General features: G+C 68.2%; 11 protein-coding genes. 3 read left to right on the forward strand and 8 right to left on the reverse strand.

The features are described from left to right. Positions 1-253 precede the first annotated feature (253 nt). Positions 254-1057 carry an endonuclease domain-containing protein gene (locus BBA86_RS00995; protein ID WP_083199431.1) on the forward strand — a complete coding sequence of 268 codons (804 nt, stop codon included), beginning with the start codon at positions 254-256 and terminating at the stop codon, positions 1055-1057. A gap of 139 nt (positions 1058-1196) precedes the next feature. Here BBA86_RS00995 and BBA86_RS01000 read toward each other — a convergent pair whose 3' ends face one another. Genes BBA86_RS01000 through sdhC form a run of 8 tightly spaced genes read right to left on the reverse strand, consistent with a single transcriptional unit; the run spans position 1197 to position 8259 of the window. After that, positions 1197-1646 carry a hypothetical protein gene (locus BBA86_RS01000; protein ID WP_065569842.1) on the reverse strand — a complete coding sequence of 150 codons (450 nt, stop codon included), beginning with the start codon at positions 1644-1646 and terminating at the stop codon, positions 1197-1199. After that, positions 1639-2643 carry a tryptophan--tRNA ligase gene (gene trpS / locus BBA86_RS01005; protein WP_083199388.1) on the reverse strand — a complete coding sequence of 335 codons (1005 nt, stop codon included), beginning with the start codon at positions 2641-2643 and terminating at the stop codon, positions 1639-1641. The genes BBA86_RS01000 and trpS overlap by 8 nt, the downstream gene beginning before the upstream one ends. Positions 2644-2690: 47 nt before the next feature. After that, positions 2691-3530: an exodeoxyribonuclease III gene (locus tag BBA86_RS01010; RefSeq protein WP_189318394.1), complete on the reverse strand. Its 840-nt coding sequence runs from the start codon at positions 3528-3530 to the stop codon at positions 2691-2693. A 34-nt stretch (positions 3531-3564) separates the two neighbouring features. Next, positions 3565-4701: a YihY/virulence factor BrkB family protein gene (locus tag BBA86_RS01015; RefSeq protein WP_065569845.1), complete on the reverse strand. Its 1137-nt coding sequence runs from the start codon at positions 4699-4701 to the stop codon at positions 3565-3567. A 22-nt stretch (positions 4702-4723) separates the two neighbouring features. Beyond that, the gene (locus tag BBA86_RS01020; protein WP_065569846.1) at positions 4724-5491 is read right to left on the reverse strand and encodes a succinate dehydrogenase iron-sulfur subunit; all 768 of its coding nucleotides are present in this window, start codon (positions 5489-5491) and stop codon (positions 4724-4726) included. Continuing rightward, positions 5491-7317 (reverse strand): succinate dehydrogenase flavoprotein subunit, encoded by a 1827-nt coding sequence (sdhA, locus tag BBA86_RS01025; RefSeq protein ID WP_065569847.1) that lies wholly within the window; start codon positions 7315-7317, stop codon positions 5491-5493. The genes BBA86_RS01020 and sdhA overlap by 1 nt, the downstream gene beginning before the upstream one ends. 46 nt (positions 7318-7363) lie before the next feature. Beyond that, a complete protein-coding gene (locus BBA86_RS01030; protein ID WP_065569848.1) occupies positions 7364-7825 on the reverse strand; it encodes a succinate dehydrogenase hydrophobic membrane anchor subunit in 462 nt (153 codons plus the stop codon). Beyond that, positions 7825-8259, reverse strand: a complete 435-nt coding sequence (sdhC, locus tag BBA86_RS01035; protein ID WP_018188784.1) for a succinate dehydrogenase, cytochrome b556 subunit — start codon at positions 8257-8259, stop codon at positions 7825-7827. Before sdhC ends, BBA86_RS01030 begins: the two co-directional genes overlap by 1 nt. A 163-nt stretch (positions 8260-8422) precedes the next feature. Here sdhC and BBA86_RS01040 point away from each other — a divergent pair, with 163 nt between their 5' ends. Both BBA86_RS01040 and BBA86_RS01045 read left to right on the forward strand, forming a co-directional pair. After that, positions 8423-9535 carry a mannose-1-phosphate guanylyltransferase gene (locus tag BBA86_RS01040; protein ID WP_065569849.1) on the forward strand — a complete coding sequence of 371 codons (1113 nt, stop codon included), beginning with the start codon at positions 8423-8425 and terminating at the stop codon, positions 9533-9535. 163 nt (positions 9536-9698) lie between these two features. Continuing rightward, the gene (locus BBA86_RS01045) at positions 9699-10823 is read left to right on the forward strand and encodes a BMP family protein (protein WP_065570149.1); all 1125 of its coding nucleotides are present in this window, start codon (positions 9699-9701) and stop codon (positions 10821-10823) included. Positions 10824-10895: the final 72 nt, after the last annotated feature.

Consider the following 10895-nt stretch of genomic DNA (forward strand, 5'->3'; position numbering starts at 1 on the left):
GCCAAGCCGGATGGTCCGGCATGTGCCGTTCTCCGGAGGGAACGCACCTCGCAGCCGGAGGTGTCGCTTCCCGCAGCGCTGCTCCGGAGAACGGTCCGCGTTTTCTGCACCTCGCCGATTGCCACTTCGGGATTGGCGTCACCTGTGGAGAGGGCCTGAGGTCGATTGCGCACCGGCCAGGGTGGGCGGCATGTGGGAGAGCGAACGTCGGGCGTTCCGGCAGCGGGCCGCGGATGTCCTTGCAACCCCGGTAGTGAGCACTGCGCAGCTCCGGGCAGAAGGGGTGAGCAAGCGCGCGATCGCTGCGGCGATCCGGGAGGGGCGGCTGATTCGTGCGCGCCGGGACAACTACCTTGCCGCCGGCACCGACCCGGCGCTGGTCGCCGCCGTCGAGGCAGGAGGAGTGCTGAGTTGCGTGAGCGCGTTGCGGCTCTTGGGAGTCTTCGTGCTCGACGGCGGGGGTCTCCACGTCCTCGTGCCGCCCCACTCGACTCGGCTGAAGCCCTCCGCCGACAAGCGGATCGTGCGTCACTGGCTCCCGTCGTCGGACGGCCCTTTCCCTCGCCGAGCGTGCGCTCACCCCATCGACACGCTCGCGCACGCGGTGCGCTGCCAGCCTCCGCGGGCCGCTGTGGCCTCGCTGGACAGTTCGCTGCACACAGGGCTGATCCGACCGAGCGACGTGACGGAGGTGTTCGCTCTCCTCCCGAAGCGGTTCGCGACGCTGGTGCCGCTACTTGATGGCCGGGCGGAGTCCGGGCCGGAAACGCTCGCTCGACTTCTCATACGCGGCATCACCAGGGATGTCGACCTGCAGGTGCGCATCGATGGGGTGGGCAGGGTCGACCTCCTGGTGAACGGGTGGCTGGTGATCGAATGCGACAGCGAGGCTCATCACCTCGGGTCGGAGGCATACCGTTTCGATCGCACCCGAGACCTCGCGTTGGCCGAGCGCGGATACACCGTCCTGCGGCTGACAGCCGCCGACATCATGTGGCGACCCGAGCGGGTGGCCTCGGCGGTTCGCGGCCTGCTCCGCTCCCGGCGTCGGGTGTGAGTCCGTCAGCGTGCCGTTCTCCGGATGGATCCCACCACCCCGGCACCTCGGCTCTGTCACCGACCGTTCATCCGGAGAACGGCACGCAACCGGCCCCGTCGCCCCGAACGCTCAGCCCTCGGGGCTGAACCCCGAACGCTCAGCCCTCGGGGTGCTGCTGGATCCAGACGGCCATCGCGGCCAGATTGGCCAGCGGAGCCATCGCACCGATGACCGGCACGTCGAACACCATCGACTCGACGCCCGCCTCCGCGTAGGACGCGACCCAGCCGGCGGCATCCGGCAGGGGAACGGCCAGCAGGCGGTCGACCTCTTCCTTCGGGATGCCGAAGCCCGCCGCCGCGTCCTGCGCACGCTGCGGCGTCGAGAACGCGAAGATCGCCGGGCCCTGCTCGGTCGTCGCAGCGAAGGGCGTGGGCTGCTCCTCGGTTCCCCGCGCGATGAAGATCCAGCGCTCGAGGGCGAAGACGGCCCGCCACAGGCCCTCCTGCGCGGCGCGGTCGTCCGGAGCCGCCATGGATGCCGCGGCCGCCGCATCGATCGCTGCGACCGCCTCGGCGGCGGGCTGGAGTCCGGGCTGGTCAGGCACGACGCAGCAGCCCCAGCTTGTCGTACACGTCGCCCAGGGTGCGGTCGGCGACCTCGTCCGCGCGAGCGGCGTTCGCCGACAGGACCCGGTCGAGCTCGGCGGGATCGTCGAGCAACTCGAGAGCCCGCTCGCGCACCGGACCGAACTCCGACACCACGACCTCGGCGAGCCCCTTCTTGAAGTCGCCGTAGCCGCGACCCGCGTACTCGTCCTCGATCGAGGGGATCTCGCGGCCCGTGAGGGCCGCGTAGATCACGAGCAGGTTCGAGACGCCGGGCTTGTTCTCCCGGTCGTACCGGACGACGCCCTCCGAATCGGTGACCGCGCGCATGACCTTCTTCGCCGATGCCGCCGGGTCGTCGAGGAGCCAGAGGACACCGGCATCCGATTCAGCGGACTTCGACATCTTCGACGTCGGGTTCTGCAGGTCGTAGATACGAGCCGTCTCCTTCTGGATGACGGGCTTCGGCACACGGAACGCCTCGCCGAAACGCCCGTTGAAGCGCTCCGCGAGGTCACGCGTCAGCTCGATGTGCTGCTTCTGGTCGTCGCCGACGGGGACGATGTCGGTCTGATACAGCAGGATGTCGGCGGCCATCAGGACCGGGTAGGTGAACAGGCCGACATTGGTGGCGTCGGTGCCGTAGCGCGCGGACTTGTCCTTGAACTGGGTCATGCGTCCCGCCTCACCGAACCCGGTGATCGTGGACAGCACCCAGGCGAGTTCGGCATGCGCCCGGACGTGGGACTGCACGTACAGGGTCGACTTGGCCGGCTCGATGCCGGCGGCGATGTACTGCGCGGCCGTACGGCGGGTCTTCTCGCGAAGCTCCGACGGGTCGTTCGGCTGGGTCAGGGCGTGCAGGTCGACGACGGAGAAGAACGCGTCGTAGGACTCCTGCAGGTCTCGCCACTGCATGAGCGCGCCGATGTAGTTGCCGATCTGAAGGGAGTCGGCGGAGGGCTGCATTCCGGAGTACAGGCGGGGTTTGCTCACCCTACGATCCTAGGCGCGAACGGATGCCGCGCCCCCGCGCCCCTGCGTCAGCTGCCGAGCGTGTAGTCGGCGACGACGGGCGCGTGGTCGCTCCACCGCGTGTCCCACGAGGGCGCCCGGACGACCCGGTAATCGGTCGCGCGCGTCGCGAGTTCGGGCGTCGCGAGGTGATAATCGATCCGCCAGCCGGTGTCGTTGTCGAACGCCTTGCCGCGGTTCGACCACCACGTGTACGGCCCGTCGACCTCGCCGGCGAAGCTGCGACCGACGTCGACCCAGCCGAGGCCGGTGCCGCTCTCCCCGTCGACCGTCGCGACGGTCTCGCCCGCGGCGCCGGTGAAGCGGTCGAAGTAGGCGCGCTCGCGCGGCAGGAAGCCCGCCTTCTTGACGTTGCCCTTCCAGTTGCGGATGTCGAACTCGCGGTGCCCGACGTTCAGGTCGCCGGTGATGAGGGCGAGGTCACCGAGGTGCGGCATCCGCTCTTCCATCGCGTCGAGGAACGCGTACTTCGCGACCTGCTTCTCGGTGCCCGCCTCGCCGGTGAAGACGTAGGCGCTGACCACGGTGAGCAGCTCGCCGTCGACCTCGATGTCGGCTTCGACCCATCGGCCCTTCGAGTCGAGCGTGTCGTCGCCGAGGTCGACGCGCCAGACGTCGAACGGTGCGCGCGCGGCGATCGCGACGCCGGCGCGGCCCTTCGCGAGTGCTTCGTCGTTGACGAGGTGCCAGCCGGGCAGGGCAGCGGCGAGATCGGACGCCTCGGCCCGCACCTCCTGCAGGGTCAGGACGTCGACACCCGCGGTCTCGAGCCAGTCGTGCATCCCTTTCCGGGCGGCGGCGCGGATGCCGTTGACGTTGACGGAGGCGATGCGGAGTGTTCGTGGCACGCCTTCCAGCGTATCCAGGGCCGCGGACACCGCCTCACCGCTGGGTGCGATCCCGGAGTTCCTCAGCCCGCCGCAGGTCGCGCCGGGCGCCCGGCTTCTGCCACCATGACGCGTTCACAACCGCCTGCCGCGCCTCGCGGACGCCGGCCTCCGCCACGACCTGGAGCGCACGTCGTTCCTGCTCGCGACGCTCCTGCGCCGTCACCTCGACCAGCGGGATGTCCGCGTCGTCCGCGGCGACGGCGATCCACGACGCGGCGACGAGGATCACGATCCCCGCCAGACGCAGCCAGAGCAGGAGTCCCACGACGGTGAAGGTCGCGAGCAGCGGGTTGGTGGGGGAGTAGACCGCGAGGAATCCGGCGCCGAGCTGCAGGAGCGCGAGGGCGCTCCCGCCGGCGGCCGCTCCCGGGATGATCGACCTCACCGGCAGCGAGGTACCCGTGAGGAACCGGATGAGTCCGGTGAGCGCGGTGGTGTTCAGAAGGATGCTGACGGCGACCGACGCGATGCGGCTCGACACGTCCACGGCGGTGGATTCGTACGGCACCTGAGCCCAGTCGAGGACGATCGCGACGACACCGCCGGCGACGAGTCCGAACACCGCACCGAGGACGAGGGCGAGTCCGAAGAGCAGCGCGGCGAGGAGGTCGCCGAGCTTCAGGAGCACGAAGCTGCGAGTGTCGAACGGCAGGCCGAAGATGTCGCGGACGGCGCGCCGGGTGAACGTGACGAACCCGATCGCCGTCCAGATCGCGACGGCGACGGCGATCGCACCCGTGACCGCGAGGAGGCTGCCGCTGTCACGCGCGATACCCGCCACGTCGGCGGGGTCGAGCGTTCCCCCGACCGCGATGAACCCGGGCAGGTAGGAGTTCACGACGGCGATGAGCCCGTCGATGGCGGCCTGCGAACCGCCGAGCCAGAGGCCGACGCCGGCGAACGCGGTGTAGAGCGTTGCGAAGATGGCGAAGAGGGACTGGTAGCTGATGGATGCCGCGAGCAGGAACCCGTTCCGGCGCAGGAAACGGCGCCACACCCGGACCGGGAACGCGCCGATCGTCCGCTGCGTCAGCTCGGTGGCCCGCTCGATCGGCTGATCGAGTCGTTCACGCAGACGAGACGCCTCCCACCGCTCGCGCAGGGGAGGCGTCGTGTCGTCCGAGGTCACGCCTCGAGGCTATCCGGATGGGTCAGCCGCGGAGAACCGCCTGCTTGACCTCGGCGATCGCCTTCGTGATCTCGATGCCGCGGGGGCACGCCTCGGTGCAGTTGAAGGTCGTGCGGCAGCGCCACACGCCCTCCTTGTCGTTGAGGATGTCGAGGCGCACGTCGCCCGCGTCGTCGCGCGAGTCGAAGATGAAGCGGTGCGCGTTGACGATCGCGGCGGGGCCGAAGTACTGTCCGTCGGTCCAGAACACCGGGCAGGACGAGGTGCACGCAGCGCAGAGGATGCACTTGGTGGTGTCGTCGTAGACGGCGCGGTCCTTGATGGACTGAATGCGCTCCTTGCCGGGCTCCGGTGCGGTGTTCGCCTGGAGGAAGGGCTGCACGTCGCGGAAGGACTCGAAGAACGGGTCCATGTCGACGATGAGGTCCTTCTCCAGCGGCAGACCCTTGATCGCCTCGACGTAGATCGGCTTCGAGATGTCGAGGTCCTTGATCAGCGTCTTGCAGGCGAGGCGGTTGCGGCCGTTGATGCGCATGGCGTCGGAGCCGCAGATGCCGTGGGCGCACGAGCGACGGAAGCTCAGCGTGCCGTCGACGTCCCACTTGATGCGGTGGAGCGCGTCCAGCACGCGGTCCGTCGGGTACATCTCCACGTCGTAGTCGACCCAGCGCGGCTCCGCGTCCACCTCGGGGTCGAAGCGCCGGATGATGAAGGTGACCAGATACGACTGGATGCCGGAGTCGGTGGACTCCTGCGTGCCGGCCGGAGCGTCGGAATCGACGATGGTCATCAGTACTTCCTCTCCATCGGCGGGTAGTTGTACTCGCCCTGCTCGTTCTTGGTGAACACGACCGGCTTCCAATCCAGGCGGATGTGGTCCTCGGGGTTCGCGGAGTGCGGGTCGCCCGTGAGGTAGGCCATCGTGTGCTGCATGTACTTGTCGTCGTTGCGGTCGGGGTAGTCCTCGCGCATGTGGCCGCCGCGGCTCTCCTTACGGTTGCGCGCGGCGTAGGCGACGATCTCGGCGATGTCGAGCAGGAAGCCCAGCTCGACGGCCTCGAGGAGATCCGTGTTGTAGCGCTTGCCCTTGTCGTCGACGTGGACGTTCTTGTAGCGCTCGCGCAGGTCGTTGATCGTGCCCATGACGTTCGTGAGCGTCTCTTCGGTGCGGAAGACCTGGGCGTTCGCGTCCATCTCCTCCTGCAGCTTCTTACGAAGAGTGGAGATGCGCTCGGTGCCCGTGTTGCTGCGCAGGCCCTCGATCATCTCGCGAACCTCCTTGGCGGGGTCCTCGGGGAGCGGCATGAACTCGGCCGTCTGCACGTACTCGACGGCGTTCTGGCCCGACCGCTTGCCGAACACGTTGATGTCGAGCAGCGAGTTCGTTCCCAGACGGTTGGCGCCGTGCACCGAGACGCACGCGCATTCGCCGGCGGCGTAGAGGCCGGGGACGATGGTGTCGTTGTCGGCGAGCACCTCACCCTTGACGTTGGTCGGGATGCCGCCCATCGCGTAGTGGGCGGTCGGCATGACCGGCACCGGCTCGACGACGGGGTCGACGCCCAGGTAGGTGCGAGCGAACTCGGTGATGTCCGGGAGTTTGGTCTCGAGGACCTCGGCGCCCAGGTGCGTGCAGTCGAGGTAGACGTAGTCCTTATTGGGACCGGCGCCGCGACCTTCGAGGACCTCCTTGACCATGCATCGCGCGACGATGTCGCGGGGCGCGAGGTCCTTGATGGTGGGGGCGTAGCGCTCCATGAATCGCTCACCCGAGGCGTTGCGGAGGATCGCGCCCTCACCGCGCGCACCTTCGGTGAGGAGGATGCCGAGGCCCGCCAGGCCTGTCGGGTGGAACTGGAAGAACTCGATGTCCTCCAGCGGGAGGCCCTTGCGCCACACGATCCCGACGCCGTCACCGGTGAGGGTGTGCGCGTTCGAGGTCGTCTTGAAGATCTTGCCGAAGCCGCCGGTCGCGAAGATGACGGCCTTGGCGTGGAAGACGTGGAGGTCGCCGGTGGCGAGCTCGTAGGCGACCACACCGGCGATGCCGGTGCGACCCAGGGCATCCTTCACCGTGATGAGGTCGAGCGCGTAGAACTCGTTGAAGAAGTTGATGCCGAGCTTGACGCAGTTCTGGAACAGCGTCTGGAGGATCATGTGACCCGTCCGGTCGGCGGCGTAGCAGGCCCGGCGGACGGGGTTCTTGCCGTGCTCGGCCGTGTGCCCGCCGAAGCGGCGCTGGTCGATCTTGCCGTCGGGCGTGCGGTTGAAGGGCAGGCCCATGTTCTCGAGGTCGATGACCGCGTCGATGGCTTCCTTCGCGAGGATCTCGGCCGCGTCCTGGTCGACGAGGTAGTCGCCGCCCTTCACGGTGTCGAAGGTGTGCCACTCCCAGGAGTCCTCTTCGACGTTCGCGAGCGCTGCCGCCATGCCGCCCTGCGCGGCACCGGTGTGGCTGCGGGTCGGGTAGAGCTTGGTGATGACGGCGGTCTTCGCGCCGGGGCCGGCCTCGATCGCCGCGCGCATCCCGGCGCCGCCGGCGCCCACGATGACGACATCGAACTGGTGGTAGTGGACGCCGTCCTTGACGACGGAGTCCGCGGTCTGAGTGCTCACGTGACGATTGCCTCTGTTCTCTGCTTTGCGTGCCGGCGCGGCCGGCTCAGCCCTGTGCCTTGCAGACCTCGGCGAGAACGCTGCCGTCGAGGTTGGGGATGCAGGGATCGAAGGTGAAGACGACGAGGGTGCCGAGGAGGATCATGAAGCCGGCCACCACCCAGAGGCTGGTGACGAGGACCCGGCGGACCTTCGCGTTGGTGACGTAGTCGTTGACGATCGTGCGCATGCCGTTCGTGCCGTGGATGAACGCCAGCCACAGCATGAGGACGTCCCACCACTGCCAGAACGGGTTCGCGAACTTGCCGGCGACGAACCCGAAGTCGAGGGCGGAGATGCCCTTGCCGACCATGAGGTTGACGAAGAGGTGCCCGAAGATGAGGACGAGCAGGAGCACGCCGGAGACGCGCATGAAGACCCAGCCCCACTTCTCGAGGTTGGGACCCTTCTTGCGGACGGCGGCCTTGCCCTGCGGGGTGCGGGGTGCGGCGAGGGTGTCGGCGGTCATCAGTGCTCGCCTCCCATGTGCGAGAAGACGTTCGGCAGGTGGCGCGCGGCGAAGCCGACGAGGGTGACGGCCCAGACGGCCAGCACGCCCCACCACAGCTGCCGCTGGTGACGCGTGGCCCACGGCCACAGGTCCACCGCGATGATGCGGAGGCCGTTGAAGGCGTGGTAGACGATCGCGCCGACCAGGGCGACTTCGCCGAGGCCCATGATCGGGTTCTTGTACGTGCCGATGACCGCGTTGTACGCATCGGGGGAGACCCGGATGAGTGCGGTGTCGAGGACGTGCACGAGCAGGAAGAAGAAGATGGCGATGCCGGTGATGCGGTGAAGGACCCACGACCACATGCCCTCGTTACCGCGGTACAGCGTGCCGCGCGGGGTCTTGGACGTGGTCTCAGCGATCGACGGCGTGACGCGTGCTGGTGCAGACACGGTCGTCCTCCCTTGAGTGAGATGGATCGCGCCCATGCGGCGAGATCGCGGCATCCCGGGGAATGTCGCCCATCGTCGCAAGCGGGCGCACGGACCATCCTAAGCGGCCTCGAGAGGGGCGGGCGAGGAAGGCGAGCCTTAATCGGCCGGTAGGGTTCGGGGCATGGTCGAACACATCGAGGATTTCTATGCGGTCATCCCCGCCGGTGGCGTCGGATCGCGCCTCTGGCCGCTGTCCCGCGCCGATGCGCCGAAGTTCCTCCACGATCTGACGGGGTCCGGGCATTCGCTGCTGCGCGACACCTGGAACAGGCTCGAGCCGCTGACGGGTCCGGATCGGATCGCCGTCGTCACGGGCCGCGCGCACCGCGCCGCCGTCGAAGGCCAGCTCCCCGGCATCCCCGACAAGAACGTCATCCTCGAATCCGAGCCGCGGGATTCGGCCGCCGCGATCGGTCTCGCTGCGGCGATCCTGCACCGACGGCATCCCGATGTCGTCATCGGTTCCTTCGCTGCGGACCATGTGATCCGCGGCTCGCGTGTGTTCGAATTCGCCGTGCGCGACGCGGTCGCGGTGGCCCGCGAGGGGTACATCTGCACGATCGGCATCGCGCCGTCGGAGCCCGCGATCGGCTTCGGCTACATCAAGCGGGGCGGTGAGCTGATCGTCGAGGGCGCACGGGATGCCTCCCTGGTGGAGCGTTTCGTCGAGAAGCCCGACCTCGAGACCGCCAAGTCCTATGTCGCGGACCGCTCCTACCTCTGGAACGCGGGCATGTTCATCTCGCGGGCGGACGTCCTGCTCGCCGAGATAGAGGCCAACAATCCGACCCTGCACGCGGGTCTCATGGAGCTCGCCGAAGCGTGGGACGACCGCGATCGCCGAGGTCCGGCCGTCGACCGCATCTGGCCGACCCTCGAGAAGATCGCCATCGACTACGTCGTCGCCGAGCCCGCGGCGGAGAAGGGCAGGCTCGCCGTCGTGCCCGGGCACTTCGACTGGGACGACGTGGGGGACTTCGCGAGCCTCGCGAAGCTCAACTCGGCGGGTCGCAGCGACCTCGCGATCCTCGGTCAGAACGCCCGCGTGCTCTCGGACGCGGCGAGCGGCATCGTGGTCTCGCAGACCAGCCGGGTCATCAGCATCATCGGCGTGAAGGACATCGTCGTCGTCGACACCGACGACGCGCTGCTGGTCACCACCGCCGAGCACGCGCAGCGGGTGAAGCGGGTCGTCGACGCGCTGAAGGTGACGGGGCGCGGCGACGTCCTCTGAGCCGCCGTCCATTGGGCAGGATGCCGCTCCTGTGACGGGTTCATTGCGGCTTTGTAACCATTCGGAGGAACGGGCTCATCAGGGTGCCCGGTCGTCGTCACAGTAGGTAACTTCGGTTGCGCACACCCGCGAAGTCCGCGGGTTCTCTTCCGTGGAGGCACTCTTGACCATCTCGAACCCGAAGAAGCTCGCCGGCATCGCCGGCGCCGCGCTTCTCATCGCCGCCCTGGCCGGCTGCGGTACCGCCCCCGAGGCCAACCCGTCCTCGTCCGCCGGCGCTGGTGCCGGCGACGTCGTCGACGGCTTCAAGCCCTGCCTCATCTCCGACGCCGGTGGCTGGAACGACAAGTCGTTCAACGAATCGGCCAAGAACGGCATGGACAAGGCCGCCGCTGAGCTCAATGTGAAGCCCATCGAGTTCGAGTCGACCAACGACAACGACTACGAGCCCAACATGACGACGGCGATCTCCGAGGGCTGCACGCTCATCGTCTCCGTCGGCTTCAAGCTCGCCGCGGCGACCGTCGAGGCGGCCAAGGCCAACCCGAACCTGCAGTTCGCGATCATCGACGACTACGCGGACACCGACGGCGACCAGAAGACCGACGCTCCGAACATCAAGCCCCTCGTCTTCAACACGGCAGAGGCCGCCTACCTCGGTGGCTACGCCGCCGCGGCATGGTCGGCTGAGGCCGGCGTGAACAAGGTCGGCACCTTCGGCGGCATGCAGATCCCGTCCGTCGCGGTCTTCATGGACGGATACGCGCTCGGCGTCGAGAAGTACAACGAGGACAAGGGCGCCGACGTCAAGCTCTTCGGCTGGGATGTCGCGGGCCAGAAGGGCGCCTTCACGGGCGGCTTCGACGCCAATGACACCGCCAAGCAGACGGCGCAGTCGGTCCTCGACCAGGGCGTCGACGTGATCCTCCCCGTCGGTGGCCCCATCTACAAGAGCGCCGCAGCCGCCATCAAGGACAGCGGCGACGACACCCTCATGCTCGGCGTCGACAGCGACCTCGCCGTCGCCGACACGAGCGTGACCGACGTCACGCTGGTCTCGATCATGAAGGCCATCGACGTGGCCGTCTACGACACCACGGTCGCCGCCTCCACCGGCGAGTTCGACGCCGCGCCGTACGTCGGCACGCTGGAGAACGAGGGCGTCAAGCTCTCGAGCTTCCACGACTTCGAGTCGAAGCTGCCCGCAGGCCTTCCCGACGAGCTCACTGCACTGCAGAAGGCCATCGTCTCGGGCGACATCACGGTGGAGTCGAAGAACTCGCCGTGATCTGAACGACACCCACTCGGGGCGGGCAGCGCAACGCTGCCCGCCCCGAGTGCCGTTCGCTCCACATTCGTT

The sequence above is a fragment of the Microbacterium oleivorans genome (assembly GCF_001691565.1).
In the GTDB taxonomy this organism is placed as follows: Bacteria; Actinomycetota; Actinomycetes; order Actinomycetales; family Microbacteriaceae; genus Microbacterium; species Microbacterium oleivorans_B.

Coding starts and splice junctions, on each gene's coding strand:
- BBA86_RS01020 (WP_065569846.1), bottom strand. CDS start 5,491: ATGACCATCGTCGATTCCGACGCTCCGGCCGGCACGCAGGAGTCCACC.
- BBA86_RS01030 (WP_065569848.1), bottom strand. CDS start 7,825: ATGACCGCCGACACCCTCGCCGCACCCCGCACCCCGCAGGGCAAGGCC.
- BBA86_RS01040 (WP_065569849.1), top strand. CDS start 8,423: ATGGTCGAACACATCGAGGATTTCTATGCGGTCATCCCCGCCGGTGGC.